The organism is Microbispora cellulosiformans, from assembly GCF_008728085.1.
GTDB classification, from domain to species: domain Bacteria; phylum Actinomycetota; class Actinomycetes; order Streptosporangiales; family Streptosporangiaceae; genus Microbispora; species Microbispora amethystogenes.
Window position 1 is genome coordinate 18,407 of sequence record NZ_VYTZ01000024.1, and the last position, 16,147, is coordinate 34,553.

Sequence of the window (16,147 nt, forward strand, 5' to 3'; positions counted from 1 at the left end):
GTGTTCACAGGCGAGGGCCGAGGAAGGTGCCGCCGGTGGCGTCGATGAGGTCGCCGGTGATCCAGCGGGCGTCGTCGGAGGCGAGGAAGGCCACGATGTCGGCGATGTCGGACGGCCGGCCGATGCGGTTGAGCGCGGAGGCCGCGGCGGTGAGCGCCTCGAACTCCGGGCTGGAGTGGATCCAGGCGTTCGCTTCGGTGTCGGTCACGCCGGGCGCCACCGTGTTGACGGTGATCCCTCGTTCGCCCAGCGCGTGGGCCAGCGTCCTGCCGAGCACGTTGATCGCGCCCTTGGCCATGGAGTAGGCGAGTTCGTGGGTGATGGCGATGCGCGTGTCGGCGGATGAGATGTTGATGATGCGCCCGCCGTCGCTCAGCAGGGGCAGCGCCCGCTGGATGATGAAGAACGGCGCGCGCATGTTGAGCGCGATCAACCGGTCGAACTCCTCGGGGGTCGTCCCGTCGATCGAGCCGGTGCCCATCGTGCCGCCCGCGTTGTTGACCAGGATGTCCAGCGACCGCCCGGCCAGGCCTTCCTCCAGCCCGGCGAACAGCGTGTCGACGTCGCCGGCCACGCCGAGCTCCGCTCGGACGGCGAAGGCGCGACCGCCCTCCCGCTCGATCGCGGCGACCGTCTCCTTGGCCGCGGACTCGTCGCGGCCGTAGTGCACGGCAACGTACGCGCCGTCCGCCGCCAGGCGCTGGGCGATCGCCCGGCCGATGCCCCGCGAACCACCGGTGACCAGGGCCGTCCTACCCGCCAGCTTGCTCATCCTGCCCAGCTCCTCTGCTCATGCGGCGGCACGCACCCCAAACTGTTTATGCCGCACACTGTTTTGTCTATGTTATATACAGTTCTCGGCATGGGCGCAAGGAGATCCAGGAGGGCCGGTGGCGGCGAAAGGTGACAAGGGCGCCAGCGATCCGGTCCGCGGCATGGACCTTCTGTGGGGAACGGCCGGCAGGCCCAGCCGGGGCCCGAAGCCGAGCATGTCCGTCGACCGGATCACCGGGACCGCCATCGAGATCGCCGACGCCGAAGGGCTGGCGGCCGTCTCCATGCAGCGCATCGCCGCCGCCTTCGGCTTCACGACCATGTCCCTGTACCGGTACGTGCCGGGGAAGGCGGAGCTGGTCGCCCTCATGATCGACACCGCGATCGGCGACCGTCCCGACCTCGGCGCGGCGCCGGGCGGGTGGCGCGACCGGCTGGCGGAATGGGCCCGCCGGTGCCTGCGGCTTTACGTGCACCACCCCTGGCTGCTCGCGGCCACCGGCGGCAATCGCGTCATGGGCCCGAACGAGCTGGGCTGGCTGGACGCCGCGCTCGCCGTACTCGCGGACGCCGGTTTCACGCCGGTCGATCAGCACGACGCGTTCCTGCTCGTGAACGGGCACGTCCGCAGCGTCGCGCAGTACACCACGGGTGCCGATCGGCTACGGGTCGACGAGTGGTCGGCCGATCTCGGGGAACGGCTCCGCCGGCACGGCGACCGTTTTCCGGCCCTGGTCGCCGCCATCGAGGGGGGCGGGTACTCCCAGACCACGGACGAGCCCCTGGAGTTCGGGCTCCGCTGTCTGCTGGACGGGCTGGACAGGCTCCTGACCGGCCGCGGCTCCCCTGGCTGAGGCGCGGGCCCCGGTACGCGAGAACGGCTTACTTCGCCCTCGACGGCCGCGGCCTCGCCCGGCGTGCGCCGGGCGAGGCCGCGGGGTTCAGGCGGGGTGCGGCAGGAGAGTTCGGCAGGAGACTTCAGCCGGGGGTTCAGCCGGCACTCCCTGCCGTCCGGATCGCGACCGCGATCCCGGACTGTCGCTGGATTTCAGTCCATCGTGTGGGCGCGCACCGCCTCGTCGCCGCGGGTGTGCCAGGCGTCGAACGTCAGGGCCGTGACCTTCCAGCCCTCGGCCTGCCGTACGAGCCCGAGCCGGTAGACGCCCCACACCTCCCACAGGCCGCCGCCGAGCCCCTCGTCGAGCACGTTGTAGGCGTAGCCCTTCGCGGTCACATGCGCCTCGGCGCCGTCCACGGTCACCGCGAAGTTGCTCACGGTGTGGAAGCTCTGCTTGCGGGCGTGCAGGCCGGTACGCCAGCCGTCCACGAGGGCGTCGGCGCCGATCCGGGCCGGCTCCCCGCCGTTCAGGCTGGTGAAGTCGGCGTCCACCTCGTCGTCGAACAGTTCCCGGCACACCGGCCAGTTCTTTGCGTCGACGGTGTCGAAGACTGCGGTCACCACGTCCACGATCTCGGCGCGGTCGACCAGTGCGGCGATCTGATCCATGCGCCCCATCATGCCCGTGAGATCGTGTGATAGGCACGGTTCCCATGGGAATCGCACTTGTCACCGGCGCCTCGCGAGGGCTCGGCGCCGTCATCGCGGAACGGCTCGCCGCCGACGGCTGGCACGTCGCCGTCAACTACGCCAACGACACCGCCGGAGCCTCCGCCGTCGCCGACCGCATCGCCGCCGCCGGCGGCTCGGCGGCCCCCGCCCGGTTCGACGTCACCGACGAACGGTCCGTACGGGAGGGCGTGGCCGCGCTCGGGCGGGTCGACGTGGTGGTGAACAACGCCACCGGCCCGCAGCCGATGATGCCGGTGGAGAAGCAGACCTGGGACGACCACCTCGGCCAGCTCCGCTTCTTCGTCAAGGCCCCCCTGCTGCTCCTGCAGGCGGTGCTGCCCGGCATGCGCGAGGCCGGCTCGGGCCGGATCGTCAACGTGGGCAGCGAGGTCTCCGACCTCGGCAACGCCGAGTTCGGGCACTACGTCTCGGCCAAGGCCGCGATGCACGGGCTCACCCGGTCGTGGGCGCGGGAGCTGGGGCCGTACGGGATCACCGTCAACACGGTCGAGCCCGGCTGGATCCCGGTGGAGCGCCACGCGGACGTGCCGCCCGAGGACTACACCGGTTATCTGCGCGACGTGCCGCTGGGTCACATGGGCGTGCCGCTCGACATCGCCGAGGCGGTGGCGTTCCTGGCCTCGCCCGGCGCCCGGTTCGTGACCGGGCAGCGGCTCGCCGTCAACGGCGGCCGGACGATGAGCTGACCAAACCTTAAGAGAGGTAAAGAATCTGATGATCCCGAAGGGGTTTTGACAAAAAATGAGTTAATGTCCGTTCATGTCCGGCGCATATTTCCCCCGCATCCAGACCGTCACCGGCGCCCTTCCCGTCTCCGAGATCGACGGGCCGGTGCTCCCCCACGAGCACCTGCGCACCGACACCCGCTGGGGGATCGGCGTGGACTCCGATCCCTGCCGGTGGCTGGACGAGGAGCGATATGTGCTGGCCGAGTTCAAGGACCTCGGCAGGGGCGAGGCGCTGGGTCTCGTCGTCGAGCACAGCTGCATCGGCATGGCCCGCGACCCCGCGTCACTCGCCCGGATCTCCATGGCCGCGCGGGTCCCGATCGTCGCCGCCACCGGCTTCGCCGCCCAGCCGTTCGCCGGCGCGGCGATCACCCGGTACGGCGTCGACGACCTGACCGCCGACCTCCTCCACGAGATCGGCGCCGGGCTGGACGGGACCGGCGCCCGGCCGGGCGTCATCGTCGCCGCGTCGTGGGGCGAGACCCCCGCCCCCGCGGAGGAGCGGGCCGTCACCGCCGCCGCCCGCGCCTCGCTGCGGACCGACCTCCCGGTGGCCGCGGGCGGGCTCGAACTGCTGGAACTGCTGCTCTCCCAGAACGTGCCCGCCCAGCGGCTCAGCGCCCCGGGCGCCGACACGCCGGCCCAGCGCAAGATCGCCGAGACCGGCGCGTACGTGAGCGTCTCCTGCGCGGACGACGTGCTCACCCTCCTCGACGCCGGTCACGCCGAGCGCATCCTGGTCAGCAGCGGCGTACGGCTGCGCGAGCACCTGGCCGGCTACGGCGGGCAGGGGTACGGCCGGCTGTTCTCCTCGGTCGTGCCGGCCCTGCGGGCCGCCGGGGTAGATGACGGCACCCTGCGCCTCGTCACCCACGACAACCCCCTCCGCTGGCTCACCGCCGGCCAGGGCCGCCTCGCCGCCTGACATCACGGCCTGACATCACCACTTGGACTCACCGATTCGCCGGGTCGCGCGGGCGGCGCAGGGTGAGGCGGAAAACGCAGCCCGACCCGCCGGGAGCGCCGGATGTGACGGTGAGGTCGCCGCCGTGCGCCCGGGCGATCTGCCGGGCGATGGGCAGGCCGAGGCCGGTGCCGGGCACGTCGCGGTGGCCGCGCCAGAACCGCTCGAACACGCGCTCCCGCTCCTCTTCGGGGATGCCCGCCCCCCGGTCGGCGACCGTGACCACGGCCAGACCCGGCGTGAGACCGATCTCCACGGTCACGGGCGTGCCCTCCGGGCCGTAGCGCACGGCGTTGTCGACGAGGTTGGCGAGGGCGCGGGTCACCGTGGCCTCGTCGACCGGGCACACGGCCTCCGCCGGGCCCTCCAGACGAAGCGTCATCCGCTTTCCGGCGGCCAGGACCTCGGCGTGCCGGAGCACGTCACGCGCCACCTCCATGAGATCGGCCGGGCGGCGGTCGAGCGTACGGGCGCGTCCGCGGGCCTCGGTCAGCAGGTCGTCGACGGTCGCCCGCAACCGCCCGGCCACGCTCCCCGAGCGGCGCAGACCGTCGCGGTAGACCTCCAGGGTGGGCTCGGGGTGGGCGAGCAGGACCTCCGCGTTGGTCATCAGCACCGACAGCGGGCTGCGCAGCTCGTGGCTCGTCTCCTCCAGCAGCCGCCGCTGGGTCGCCGCGGCCGCCGCGAGCCGGTCCAGCATCGCGTCGAACTCGGCGGCCAGCGCCACCACCTCCAGCGGGCCGCGGCCGAGCCCGATCCGGCGGCTCAGATCGGTGCCGCCGATGTCCCCGGCGACGGCGCGGATCCGGTTGATCGGCGCGACGGCCCGTCCCGCCCACCACCAGGCCGCCGCGGCGGCGGCCGGGGCGAGCGCGAGGATGGTCCAGGAGACCCACGGGGAGCGATGCGCCGAGGCGCTGCGCACGTGCTCGGCCCCGTTGAGCGCCTGCGCGGTCGTCTCGGTGTCGGTCAGCAACACCACGCCGAACAGCAGCAGCGGCGGCACGTAGAACCCCAGGAAGGCGAGCACGGCCAGCCGGACGCGCAGCGAGCGCCACAGCCACAGCCACTGCCGCCTCACGGCCCCTCCAGGCGGTAACCGGCCGCGGTGACGGTGGTGATGACGGGCGGGTCGCCGAGCTTCCTGCGCAGGCGGCTGAGGATCACCCGCACCGAGGTGGTGAAGGGGTTGGCGTTGGCGTCCCACACGTGCTCCAGCAGGTCCTCGGCCGACAGCACCCGGCCGGGATGGTGCATGAAGTAGCGCAACAGGGAGAACTCGCGCGACGTCAGCTCCAGCTCGGCGCCCGCCCGCCAGGCCCGGTGGGTGACCGGGTCGAGTTCCAGGTCGCCCACCCGCAGCAGCGTGCCGTGCTGGTCGCCGCGGCGGCCGAGGGCCCGCAGCCGGGCCACCAGCTCGGCGAAGTGGAACGGCTTGACCAGGTAGTCGTCGGCGCCCGCGTCCAGCCCCGCGACGCGGTCGCCGACGGCGTCGCGGGCGGTGACGACGAGCGTGCGCCGGGGGCGGCGCAGGTGCGCGTCGCCGCCGAGCCGGCGCAGCAGGTCCAGGCCGTCGCCGTCGGGCAGGCCCAGATCCAGGCAGGCCACGTCGTAGGACGTGACCCGCAGCGACTCCTCGGCCTCGCGGTACGTCGCCGCCACGTCCACGGCGTACGACTCGTTGCGCAGGCCGAGCGCGACCAGCGCCGACAGCTCGGGGTCGTCTTCGACGAGGAGCACGCGCACGGCGGGTCAGCCGGACCGCTCGGCGGTGACGGCGCCCGGCGCGCCCGTGACGGTCATGCGGCGGCCCTCGAACGCGACCTCCACGCGGGGGCCGGCGCCGGTGGGATCGTCCGGGCGGAACCGCCCGGCGCCGCCCGACGGCACGAGCGTCAACGCCGGCGGCTTCGCCGGGATCTGGGCGGCCATCACCCCGCCCTCCTCGTTGACCGCGTACCAGGCGAGGACCGGTCCCTTGCCGGTGGTGAGCGTGACGTACGTGCGGGTGTCGGCGCCCTTCGCGACCGTGCCGGCGAGCGTGAGGCCCGACACCGCGCCGAAGACCTTTTCGAGCGAGGCCCGTTCCCTGCGGCCCTCCTGGGTCTGGCCGTTCAGCAGCGCCAGCACCCGCTGTTCGTGCGCGCGCAGCGCCGCCTCCGTGACCTCCGCCCCGGGCGGCGCCAGCGCGCGGACCGCGCTCGCTCCGGTCGCGGAGACGGTCAGCCTGCCCCCTTCGGCGGACACCTGGAACTCGCCTCCCCTCTCCAGCCGGTACGTCCCGACCATAGCCGCGAGATCCCCGCCACGGGCAGGAGTGGCGGCAGGGCCGGAAGCGCTGGGCGCGGGCAGCGGGCGTCCGGCCAGCAGCGCGGGTCCCACCGCCCGCAGCAGCGCCTCGGCCGAGAGCGTCGCGGTGTTCGACGCGATGGCGACCACGCGCCGCCGGGCCGGGACCCAGGCGACGACCGCGTTGTGGCCGACGTCGCCTCCGCCGCCGGCGGTGCTCAGGAACCGCTCGCCGTAGACCGACCGGTCGAAGGCGACCCAGCCGGGCGTCTCCGACCTGCCGTCCCCGCGCGGCCACCCCGCGCGGGCGATGACCTCGGCCGACGCGGGCGTGACCACCCGGCCGGTGAACAGCGCGTACGTCCACTCCGCCAGATCGGGCACGGTCATCGCCAGCCCGCCGTTGCCCTCCACGCCCCAGTAGGGACCGGCGAAGCCGCCCTGGTGGCCCGGCTTCCCGTCGTCGAGGTAGCCGACCGCTCTCGGGCCGGGCGCGGCCGGGCTCCCGTCCCAGAAGCCGCCCGCCGTACGCCCGCCGGGAAGCCGCAGGACGGTGGAGGTCACGTAGTCCCGGTAGCCGCGGCCCGACAGGTGTTCGACGACGAGGGCCAGCAGGGTGTATCCGGCGTTGGAGTAGACGTACCCGGTGCCCGGCGGGAAGGCGAGCCTCAGCCTGCCGATCGCGGCCAGCGCCGCGTCCGGCGACAGCGGCTCGTAGTCGCCGCCGTGGGTCCCGTTGAGACCGCTGGTGTGCAGCAGAAGCTGCCTGATCGTCGCGTCGGCCACCGGGCCGCGCAACCGCGGCAGGATCGCGCCCACCCGGTCGTCGAGCGACAGCCTCCCCTCGTCGGCGAGCCGGAGGATCGCGGCCGCGGTGACCGCCTTGGTCACCGAGCCGATGCTGAACACCGTGCCGGGTGTGTTCGGCCGGTGGGCGCCGGTGTCGGCCATGCCGTACGCGGCGCGGCACTCGAACGCGCCGTCCCTGAGTATCGCGACCGACCCGCTGAACCCCGCCTCCGCCCACGCCCCGAACGCGCGGCCGAGCGCGGGGTCGCACGCGGACGCCTCGGGCGTACGCGCCGGCCGGGTCGGCTCTGCGCCGCACGCCGTCAGGAGCAGTGCGACGGCGGTCAGTCCCGCCGGGAATCCGGCAAAGAATCTTCGCATGCGGGAAACGTACGGACCCCCGCGCGAACCTGATGTGAACGGAACCGGACGGCGTCTTCGCCCCGATCGTTCAGACCGGCTCCGGCCCGGAGTAGCGGGCGACGAGTTCGGCGCCGACGCGGGCGAGCTCGTCCCGGACGGAGCGCGGCTCGACGACCTCGATCAGGGCGCCCCATCCCGCGAGGTGACGGGCGAGGTCCAGCGGGGTCGGGGCGGCGAGGCGCACCCGGACACGTCCCCCCGCGTCACCGTCGGTGTGGCAGTGCCGTCCGAACCGGTCGCGCAGGACCGGCACGAACCGCTCCTCGACGAGCACGGTCGCCCACGTGCGCGACCGCCGCCCCTCGATCTCGTCGACGACCTCCTGCCAGGCGGCGGTGAGGACGAGGCCGGCGGGGCGTTCGGCGGTCTCGCCGGTCACCTCGGCCCGGACGATCCTGTCGACGCGGAAGGTCCGCCGTCCCCGGTCGGTTCCCGCCAGCAGATACCACACGTCGTCCTTGTCGATCAGCCCCCACGGATCGACCAGCCGCTCCGCGGGTTCCGCTTTCGGACCGGCGTAGGTCAGGCGCACCCTGCGACGGCTCACCACGGCGCTCTGCAGGAGATCGACCGTCGCGGGTCGCGTGCGGTCGCGTTCCCCCCACGGGACGGGGTCGACCAGGGTCGCGTCGCGGGCGGCCTCGGCGTCGGCCCGGAAGGTCCGGGGCAGAGCCGCCAGAAGCTTGCGCAGCGCCGCTCCGGCCTCGGCCGACCCGGCCGCGGCCGGGCCGAGGAGCAGGAACAGCGCCTGCGCCTCGGGCGCCGACAGACCGCTCAGGTCGGTGCGGGCGCCGCCGACCAGCGACCAGCCGCCGCCACGCCCCGGCTGCGGATAGACCGGGACGCCCGCCGCCGACAACGCCTCCAGGTCCCGGCGGGCGGTCGCCACGGACACCTCGAGCTCTTCGGCCAGCTCGGCCGCGGTCACCCGGCCGCGAGCCTGCATCAGCAGCAGGACGGCGACGAGACGGTCGGCACGCACGGTTCCCGATTCTGCCCGGAAAAGTGCTCAGAAGGTGAGCACTTCAAGTCGGAGGATTGAGGCATCACCCACTGAGAAGGGAAACCCCGATGTTGCGAGGCCTCACCACCGTCAGCTTCTACGCCGACGACGTCACCGCCGCCGTCCGCTGGTACGCCGGACTGCTCGGCGTCGAGCCGTACTTCACGCGTTCCGTCGAGGAGACGCTCGCCTACGCCGAGTTCCGGATCGGCGACGACGAGGACGAGCTCGGCATCGTCGACCGCCGCTTCGCCCCCGGCCCCCGGCGGGACGAGCCCGCGGGCGCGGTCGTCTACTGGGCCGTGGACGACGTGGAGGCCGCCTTCGGACGGCTGCTCGCCCTCGGCGCCACGACGTACGAGAAGCCGGTGGAGCGCGGCCCGGGCTTCGTCACCGCCTCCGTGGTCGATCCCTTCGGCAACGTCCTCGGCGTGATGTACAACCGGCACTTCCTGGAGGTCCACGACCGGTGACGCGGACGCCGCCTCAGCTGTCGAAGCCGACGCCGAATGCGTCGAGGGTGCGCAGCCAGGCGTTGCGGCGGCCCTCGTGCTCGTCGGCGCGGGCGATGGACCAGCGGGTGAGCTGGATGACGCCGGACCGCACCGGCTCGGGCGGGAAGGGCATCGGCTTGTGCCGCACCATCTCCAGCTCGGTCCGCTCGGTGAGACGCCCCTGCAGCAGGTCGAGCATCACGTTGCCGCCGAAGCGGGCCGCCCCCACGCCGAGGCCGGTGTATCCGGCCGCGTAGGCGAGGCGGGAGCCGTACGCCGTGCCGAAGAAGGCGCTGAACCGGCTGCAGGTGTCGATGACGCCGCCCCAGCGGTGGGTGAAGCGCAGGCCGTGGAGCTGCGGGAACGTCTCGAAGAAGTGGGTGGCGAGCTTCTCGAAGGTGGCGTCGCGCTGGTCGTACTCGGGCCGGACCAGGCCGCCGTTGTGGTAGACGGCGTCGTAGCCGCCCCACAGGATGCGGTTGTCGTCGGTCAGCCGGTAGTAGTGGAACCGGTTGGCCGAGTCGCCGACGCCCTGGCGGTTCCGCCAGCCGATCTCCGCGAGGAGGTCGGCCGGCACCGGCTCGGTCATCAGCGCGTAGTCGTACACCGGCACCAGGAAATGCCTGAGCCGGCGCAGCAGCGGCGGGAAGGCGCCGGTGCCGAGCGCCACCCGCCCGGCCCTGACGCGGCCCTTCGGCGTCCCCAGCTCCAGCGCCGTGCCGTCGTCGTGCAGCGAGCGCACCGGCGTGTGCTCGAAGACGCGCACGCCGAGCCGGACGCAGACGTCGCGCAGCCCCCAGGCGAGGCGCGCCGGGTCGACCATGGCGACGCCGTCGCGGTCCCACACCCCGCCGAGGTAGGTCGGGGAGTCGACCTCGGCCCGCACCCGTTCCCGGTCCAGCCGCTCCAGCCGCACGCCGAGCGAGGCCGCCGCGCTGACGTCCTCGTCGAGCCCGGCGAGCTGCCACTCCTCGGTGGCGACGCGCAGCTCGCCGGTCCGCTCGAAGGAGCAGTCGACGCCGTGGCGGGAGAGGGTCCGCTCGATCTCGTCGAGGTTCTCCCGGCCGAGCCGTTCCAGCGTCGCGATCTCCGCGGGCCAGCGGTCCCGGCCGTTGCCGAGCCCGTGCGTCAGGCTCGCCGCGCAGAACCCGCCGTTGCGGCCGGAGGCGGCCCACCCGACCGCGCGTCCCTCCAGGAGGACCACGTCGAGCGAGGGGTCGCGCTCCTTGGCCATCAGGGCCGTCCACAGCCCGGTGAAGCCGCCGCCGACCACCGCGAGGTCCGCCGTGACGTCTCCGGTCAGCGGCGGCAGCGGCTCGGGCGCGAGCGGCCGGTCGAGCCAGTACGGCCTGCGCTCCGCGTCGGCGAGCGCCTTCGACGGAACCACGAATTCCACTTCCTTCTTACGCGTTGGCGCGGCGGCGGGCCAGGAGGGCGTTGCCGAGGGCGATCAGCACGCCGGCCGCGAAGATGAGCGTGCCCATGACGTTCACCTGCGGCGGGATGCCGACACGGGTGGCGCCCCAGATCCACAGCGGGAACGTCACCGTGCCGCCGGAGTTGAAGTTGGTGATGACGAAGTCGTCGATCGACAGCGCGAACGCCAGCATCGAGCCCGCCAGCACGCCCGGGAAGATCATCGGCAGGGTGACCAGGCGGAACGTCGTCCACGGCCCGGCGCCGAGGTCGCGCGCCGCCTCCTCCAGGGAGGCGTCCAGCGTCATCACCCGGGCCCGCACGGTCACGGCCACGAACGAGATCGAGAACATCACGTGCGAGATCACGATCGTCCAGAACCCGAGCGGCACGGCGAGCGTGACGAACAGCGACAGCAGCGACGCGCCCATCACGATCTCGGCGCAGGAGATGGCCGCGAACATGACCAGGTTCATCGCCCCGGCCCCGCGGAAGCGGTAGCGGCCGAGCGCCAGCCCGATCAGCGACCCGAGCACCCCGGCGACCAGCATCGTCAGCACGGCGATGACCAGCGAGTTCACCAGGGCCTGGGTGAGGTCGCCGATCTCGAACAGCTTGCCGTACCACTTGAGCGTGAAGCCCTGCCAGCTCGTGTTGAACCGGCCGTGGGTGTCGTTGAAGCCGAAGAGGATCATGACGGCGATCGGCAGCACCAGCCACGCGATCACCAGCCAGGTGTAGATCTGCAGGAGGCGGCCCCGCAGCAGGCCACGCTTCATCGCGCCGCCACCTCCAGCACGTCCTCGGTGCCGAGCGCCCTCGCGTACGCGAAGATGCCGACCAGCAGCAGGGCCATCAGCGTGAACGACAGCGCCGAGGCGGTCGGGTAGTCCTGGTTGATCAGGAACTGGTTCTGGATGACGTTGCCGACCATCGTGTTGCTGGTGCCGCCGAGCACGGACGCGTTGACGTAGTCGGACGTGGCCGGGACGAACGTCATCAGCACCCCGGCGAACACCCCCGGCAGCGACAGCGGCAGCACGACCCGCAGGAAGGTCTGCGCCTTGCTGGCGTACAGGTCCTGCGCGGCCTCCAGGACCCGCGGGTCGATCCGCTCCAGCGCCACGTACATCGGCAGGATCATGAACGGCAGGAAGTTGTAGGCCAGGCCGCCGATCACCGCCGCGCTCGTGGCGAGGATGTGGAAGTCCTGCGGCACCAGCCCGGCCGACTTGAGCGGCCCGAGCAGCAGGCCGTTGTCGGAAAGGAAGAACTGCCAGGAGATGGTGCGCAGCACGAACGACACGAGGAACGGCAGCAGCAGCATGAACAGGTAGACCGACTTGCGGCTACCCCCCTTGAAGGCGATCCAGTACGCCACGGGGAACCCGATGACGATCTGGATCAGCGTCGAGGCCAGGCCGTACACCAGCGACCGGATGATCTGGTCGTGGTAGGTGCTGATCCCGTCCACGTAGCTGTGCCAGTTGAACGTGAACGCGTAGCCGTTGACCACGTCGCCGGACTGCAGCGACAGCGACAGCATGACCACCGTCGGGATGACGAAGAAGATCGCCAGCCAGAGCGTGCCCGGGAAGAGCAGCGCGTACGGCGTCAGCGAAGCCCTGAGCCTGCTCATGCGGTCGTGATCGCCTGGAAGATGGACTCGAACTTCTTCTGCTCCTGTGGCGTCGCGAAGTTCTTGTAGCTGCGGAGTTTGGCGTAGTCCTCGTCACTGGGGAACACCAACGGGCTGGTCGACACCTGCTCCAGGAGCTTCTTGTCCTCGCCGGTCGCCTTGGCGGCGTCGGCGGCGATGACGTCCTTGGCGCCCGGGACCGGGGTGACGTAGTTGATGTACTCCGCCAGTTTCCCGGCGACGTCCACGTCGTAGAAGAAGTCCATCAGCATGATCGCGTCGACCGGGTTCGCCGCGGTCTTCGGGATCATCATGTTGTCGGTCCAGATGGTCGCGCCCTCCGTGGGGAGCACGAACTTCAGGTCCGTGCCGTCGGAGACGTTCTTCTGGAAGACGTCGCCCGACCACGCCATGGTGAGCCAGATGTCGCCCTTGGCCAGCGGGTCGATGTACGCCTGGTCGTAGTACTTGCGCACGATGCCGGCGTCGCGCTGCTCCTGGAGCTTGGCCGCCGCCTTCTCCCAGTCGGCCTCGGTCGACTTGTCGGGGTCGATGCCGAGCGCGAACAGGCCGAAGTTGGCGATCTCCTGGGAGTCGGACATCATGCCGACCTTGCCCTTGTACTTCGGGTTCCACAGGTCGGCCATGCTGGTCGGCGGCGTGTCGACGTACTTCGGGTTGTAGGCGATGCCGGTCATGCCGGACGCCCACGGGATGCTGTAGACGTTGCCGGGGTCGAACGACTCGTTCTTGTACCGCTCTCCGGCGTTGGCCGCGAAGTTCGGCAGCTTGGCGTGGTCGAGCGGGACGAGGTAGCCGAGCTGCACGAGCTGGGTGAAGTGCAGGCCGTTGGTGACGACCATCAGGTCGTAGTCGATCGACTGCCCGGCCGCGAGCTGCGGCTGGATCTTGGCGAACCAGCTCGGGTTGTCCTGGATGACCTCCTTGTAGGTCACCGTGATCCCGGTCTGCTTCGTGAACCGCTTGAGCTCGGGCTGCTTGGGATCCATGTAGAGCGGCCAGTTGGCGAAGTCCACGTGGCCGTTCTTGGTCTTGCCCGACCAGTACGCCTCCACCTCGGACTGGGCCTGCGCGGAGGAGGTCGGCTTTGCCGTGCCCTTGCCCTGCACGCCGCAGGCGGCGAGGACGAGCCCGGCGGCCGACAGCCCCGCGAGCCGGAAGGCGTCGCGCCTGCCGAGCCGGCGCTGGGTCATGCCGCGGAGGAAGGCGGGGTCCTTCCCGTGGGGATGGTTCATGGGGTTCGTGTGCTCCGGGGAGTTCGGGGTTTTACCTCAGCGCGTAGGAGTGCCGGGGCTGCCAGGAGAGCCATACCTCGTCGCCGCGCTCGGCGGTGATCGTGCTGTCGTTCGCGTTCTGCTCGAACACCGTGATCTCGGCGCCGTCGCCGAGCACCACGACGTAGCTGTTGTACGTGCCGAGATAGACGACCTCGGCCACGGTCCCCCGGACGACGCTGAGGTCGCCCTCCGGCTGTTCCTTGGCGAGCTTGATCTTCTCGGGGCGGACGGTGAGATCGACGGTCTGCCCGGCGGAGAGCGCGCCGTCGGCCGGGACGAGGATCCGGTCGCTCGGGCCGAGGGCGAGCACGGCCGTGTCGCCGCTCACCTGCTGCACGGTGCCGCCGAACAGGTTGGAGGTGCCGATGAAGCCGGCGACGAACGTGCTGGCGGGCCGCTCGTAGATCTCGCGGGGGTCGGCGAGCTGCTCCACGAGGCCGTCGTTCATGACCGCGATGCGGTCGCTCATCGTCAGCGCCTCGCTCTGGTCGTGCGTCACGTAGACGAACGTGATGCCGACCTCGCGCTGGATGCGCTTGAGCTCGATCTGCATGGCCTGGCGGAGCTTGAGGTCGAGCGCGCCGAGCGGCTCGTCGAGCAGCAGCGCGCGGGGCCGGTTGACCAGCGCGCGGGCGAGCGCGACACGCTGCTGCTGGCCGCCCGACATCTCCTTGGGACGGCGCTTCTCGCGGCCGGTGAGGTCCACGACCTCCAGGATCTCGCCGACGCGGCGCCTGATCTCCGCGTCGGGGACCTTCCTGCGCCTGAGCCCGAACGCGACGTTGTCCCAGACGTTCATGTGCGGGAACAGCGCGTACGACTGGAACACCATGTTGATGTCACGCTTGTTCGGCGGGACGTGCGTGACGTCCTCCCCGTGGAGCCTGACGACCCCCTGGGTGGGGTCCTCGAACCCGGCGATCATCCGCATGCTGGTGGTCTTGCCGCAGCCGGAGGGCCCGAGGAGGGAGAAGAACTCCCCTTCCGCGATCGCGAGGCTCACGCCCTTGACCGCCCGTACGACCTCGCCGTGCGAGACGTACTCCTTGACCACGTTGTCGAGTTCGATGGCGGGCACGCTGCCTGATCCGGAGGCGGCGGCGACCGCCGCCCCCGGGCCCGCCTGGATATCTGTCATTCCAGGCTTATCCCTCTTTATCGATAGGTCGTACGGCTCGCGCCGGGGGAACCTATTCGCCGATGTAGTGCATCACGTGCTTGACGCGGGTGTAGTCGTGCAGCCCGAACACGGACAGGTCCTTGCCGTAGCCCGAGTGCTTGAAGCCGCCGTGCGGCATCTCGGACACGAACGGGATGTGGGTGTTGACCCAGACCACGCCGAAGTCGAGGCGCTTGGACATCCGCATCGCCCGCCCGTGGTCGGAGGTCCAGACGGAGCTCGACAGGCCGTAGCGGACGCCGTTCGCCTTGGCCAGCGCGTCGGCCTCGTCGGTGAACGTCTGGACGGTGATGACCGGGCCGAAGATCTCGTCCTGCACCATCTCGTCGTCCTGCCGCAGCCCGTCGACCACCGTCGGGGCGAAGAAGTAGCCCTTGTCGCCGACGCGGGCGCCGCCGGTGAGGACCGTCGCGTGCCCGGGGAGCCGCTCGAAGAACGACTCGACCCGGGCGAGCTGGTTGGCGTTGTTCAGCGGGCCGAAGTAGGCCTCCTCGTCGTCGAGCCCGCCCAGCCTGGTGGCGGCGGCGGCCTCGGTCAACGCCGCGGCGAACTCGTCGTGGATGCTCTCGTGCACCAGCACGCGGCAGGCGGCGGTGCAGTCCTGACCGGCGTTGTAGAGGGCCGCCCCGGCGATCCCCTCGGCGACGGCCTTGATGTCCTTGACGTCGTCGAACACCACGACCGGGGCCTTGCCGCCCAGCTCCAGGTGGACCCGCTTGACGTCGTCGGCGGCGGTCCTCGCGACCGCCATGCCCGCGCCCACCGAGCCGGTGATCGCGACCATGCTCGCGGCCGGGTGGCCGACCACCAGCGAGCCGGTCTCCCGGTCGCCGGTGACGACGTTGAAGACACCGGCCGGCAGGACGTCGCCGAGGATCTCGGCCAGCTTCAGCGTGGAGGCCGGGGTGGTGTCGGACGGCTTGAGCACGACCGTGTTGCCCGCCGCGAGCGCGGGGGCGATCTTCCACACGGCCATCATCATCGGGTAGTTCCACGGTGTGACCTGGCCGATGACGCCGATCGGCTCGTGCCGGATCACGGAGGTGTGGTCGGCCATGAACTCGCCGGAGGTCGGGCCCTCCAGAGTGCGGGCCGCTCCGGCGAAGAAGCGGAAGTGGTCCGCGGCGATCGGGGTCTCGTCCTCGGCCATGCGCGCCCGGGGCTTGCCGGTGTTGCGGCACTCCGCCTCGTTGATCTCGTCGGCCCGGGCCTCGATCGCGTCGGCGACCTTCAGCAGCAGCGCCGCGCGCTCACCCGGCGTCGTCTGGCCCCACGTCTCGAAGGCGGCCGTCGCGGCGGCGTACGCGGCGTCGACGTCCTCCTGGCCCGACACCGGTGCCTGGGCGTAGACCTCCCCCGTCGTAGGGTCTACGACGTCGGAGAAACGGCCGCTCGCGGCGTCGACGAACTTCCCGTTCACGAAGTTCTGGAGACGGGTGGTCACCGTTGACCTCCTGTTGAGGTAGCTAGGATGTCGCGACTCTGACAGAGAAAAGAGCCTACGACAAGGGATTTCGTGGCTAAGATACCAAACTGCTACGGAATCGCTTGACGGAAGC

General features: G+C 71.4%; 16 protein-coding genes. 4 read left to right on the forward strand and 12 right to left on the reverse strand.

Going from position 1 to position 16,147, the window contains the following annotated elements:
• Positions 1–4: 4 nt before the first annotated feature.
• Positions 5–772 carry an SDR family NAD(P)-dependent oxidoreductase gene (locus F5972_RS35480; protein ID WP_150940331.1) on the reverse strand — a complete coding sequence of 256 codons (768 nt, stop codon included), beginning with the start codon at positions 770–772 and terminating at the stop codon, positions 5–7.
• Between the two features lie 118 nt (positions 773–890).
• On the opposite strand from F5972_RS35480, the gene F5972_RS35485 reads away from it, so the two are divergent.
• Complete coding sequence (locus F5972_RS35485) at positions 891–1,628, forward strand: TetR/AcrR family transcriptional regulator (protein WP_225312193.1); 738 nt, start codon at positions 891–893, stop codon at positions 1,626–1,628.
• Positions 1,629–1,822: 194 nt separating this feature from the next.
• Here the strand turns inward: F5972_RS35485 and F5972_RS35490 are convergent, their stop codons facing one another.
• Positions 1,823–2,281, reverse strand: a complete 459-nt coding sequence (locus tag F5972_RS35490) for a nuclear transport factor 2 family protein (RefSeq protein ID WP_191910478.1) — start codon at positions 2,279–2,281, stop codon at positions 1,823–1,825.
• A 44-nt stretch (positions 2,282–2,325) separates the two neighbouring features.
• On the opposite strand from F5972_RS35490, the gene F5972_RS35495 reads away from it, so the two are divergent.
• Both F5972_RS35495 and F5972_RS35500 read left to right on the forward strand, forming a co-directional pair.
• A complete protein-coding gene (locus tag F5972_RS35495) occupies positions 2,326–3,051 on the forward strand; it encodes an SDR family oxidoreductase (RefSeq protein WP_150940335.1) in 726 nt (241 codons plus the stop codon).
• 73 nt (positions 3,052–3,124) lie between these two features.
• Complete coding sequence (locus F5972_RS35500) at positions 3,125–4,018, forward strand: phosphotriesterase family protein (RefSeq protein ID WP_150940337.1); 894 nt, start codon at positions 3,125–3,127, stop codon at positions 4,016–4,018.
• Positions 4,019–4,046: 28 nt separating this feature from the next.
• On the opposite strand, the gene F5972_RS35505 is transcribed toward F5972_RS35500, so the two are convergent.
• The 4 genes from F5972_RS35505 to F5972_RS35520 all read right to left on the reverse strand — a co-directional run bounded on the left by F5972_RS35505 (position 4,047) and on the right by F5972_RS35520 (position 8,540).
• A complete protein-coding gene (locus F5972_RS35505; protein WP_150940339.1) occupies positions 4,047–5,138 on the reverse strand; it encodes a HAMP domain-containing sensor histidine kinase in 1,092 nt (363 codons plus the stop codon).
• The gene (locus F5972_RS35510) at positions 5,135–5,803 is read right to left on the reverse strand and encodes a response regulator transcription factor (protein ID WP_150940341.1); all 669 of its coding nucleotides are present in this window, start codon (positions 5,801–5,803) and stop codon (positions 5,135–5,137) included. The genes F5972_RS35505 and F5972_RS35510 overlap by 4 nt, the downstream gene beginning before the upstream one ends.
• Before the next feature lie 6 nt (positions 5,804–5,809).
• Positions 5,810–7,516, reverse strand: coding sequence for a serine hydrolase domain-containing protein (locus F5972_RS35515; RefSeq protein WP_150940343.1), 1,707 nt, complete (start codon positions 7,514–7,516; stop codon positions 5,810–5,812).
• 70 nt (positions 7,517–7,586) lie between these two features.
• Positions 7,587–8,540: a helix-turn-helix transcriptional regulator gene (locus F5972_RS35520; protein ID WP_150940345.1), complete on the reverse strand. Its 954-nt coding sequence runs from the start codon at positions 8,538–8,540 to the stop codon at positions 7,587–7,589.
• 89 nt (positions 8,541–8,629) lie between these two features.
• Between F5972_RS35520 and F5972_RS35525 the strand changes: the two genes are divergently transcribed.
• Entirely contained in the window at positions 8,630–9,034 is a 405-nt protein-coding gene (locus tag F5972_RS35525) for a VOC family protein (RefSeq protein WP_150940347.1), read from the forward strand.
• 13 nt (positions 9,035–9,047) lie between these two features.
• On the opposite strand, the gene F5972_RS35530 is transcribed toward F5972_RS35525, so the two are convergent.
• Genes F5972_RS35530 through F5972_RS35555 form a run of 6 tightly spaced genes read right to left on the reverse strand, consistent with a single transcriptional unit; the run spans position 9,048 to position 16,032 of the window.
• A complete protein-coding gene (locus F5972_RS35530; protein WP_150940420.1) occupies positions 9,048–10,442 on the reverse strand; it encodes an NAD(P)/FAD-dependent oxidoreductase in 1,395 nt (464 codons plus the stop codon).
• Positions 10,443–10,458: 16 nt separating this feature from the next.
• Complete coding sequence (locus F5972_RS35535; protein WP_111701945.1) at positions 10,459–11,250, reverse strand: ABC transporter permease; 792 nt, start codon at positions 11,248–11,250, stop codon at positions 10,459–10,461.
• On the reverse strand, positions 11,247–12,110 hold the full coding sequence (locus tag F5972_RS35540; protein WP_111701947.1) for an ABC transporter permease: 864 nt from the start codon (positions 12,108–12,110) through the stop codon (positions 11,247–11,249). The genes F5972_RS35535 and F5972_RS35540 overlap by 4 nt, the downstream gene beginning before the upstream one ends.
• Entirely contained in the window at positions 12,107–13,366 is a 1,260-nt protein-coding gene (locus F5972_RS35545; protein ID WP_225312194.1) for a polyamine ABC transporter substrate-binding protein, read from the reverse strand. Before F5972_RS35545 ends, F5972_RS35540 begins: the two co-directional genes overlap by 4 nt.
• Before the next feature lie 31 nt (positions 13,367–13,397).
• On the reverse strand, positions 13,398–14,546 hold the full coding sequence (locus F5972_RS35550) for an ABC transporter ATP-binding protein (RefSeq protein ID WP_150940349.1): 1,149 nt from the start codon (positions 14,544–14,546) through the stop codon (positions 13,398–13,400).
• Positions 14,547–14,598: 52 nt separating this feature from the next.
• Complete coding sequence (locus F5972_RS35555) at positions 14,599–16,032, reverse strand: gamma-aminobutyraldehyde dehydrogenase (protein WP_150940350.1); 1,434 nt, start codon at positions 16,030–16,032, stop codon at positions 14,599–14,601.
• Between the last annotated feature and the right edge of the window lie 115 nt (positions 16,033–16,147).

Bases quoted from the DNA above. Each gene is read 5' to 3' on its own strand.
- F5972_RS35480 (WP_150940331.1), bottom strand. From the start codon at position 772: ATGAGCAAGCTGGCGGGTAGGACGGCCCTGGTCACCGGTGGTTCGCGG.
- F5972_RS35490 (WP_191910478.1), bottom strand. From the start codon at position 2,281: ATGGATCAGATCGCCGCACTGGTCGACCGCGCCGAGATCGTGGACGTG.
- F5972_RS35495 (WP_150940335.1), top strand. From the start codon at position 2,326: ATGGGAATCGCACTTGTCACCGGCGCCTCGCGAGGGCTCGGCGCCGTC.
- F5972_RS35500 (WP_150940337.1), top strand. From the start codon at position 3,125: ATGTCCGGCGCATATTTCCCCCGCATCCAGACCGTCACCGGCGCCCTT.
- F5972_RS35515 (WP_150940343.1), bottom strand. From the start codon at position 7,516: ATGCGAAGATTCTTTGCCGGATTCCCGGCGGGACTGACCGCCGTCGCA.
- F5972_RS35525 (WP_150940347.1), top strand. From the start codon at position 8,630: ATGTTGCGAGGCCTCACCACCGTCAGCTTCTACGCCGACGACGTCACC.
- F5972_RS35535 (WP_111701945.1), bottom strand. From the start codon at position 11,250: ATGAAGCGTGGCCTGCTGCGGGGCCGCCTCCTGCAGATCTACACCTGG.
- F5972_RS35540 (WP_111701947.1), bottom strand. From the start codon at position 12,110: ATGAGCAGGCTCAGGGCTTCGCTGACGCCGTACGCGCTGCTCTTCCCG.
- F5972_RS35545 (WP_225312194.1), bottom strand. From the start codon at position 13,366: ATGAACCATCCCCACGGGAAGGACCCCGCCTTCCTCCGCGGCATGACC.
- F5972_RS35550 (WP_150940349.1), bottom strand. From the start codon at position 14,546: ATGACAGATATCCAGGCGGGCCCGGGGGCGGCGGTCGCCGCCGCCTCC.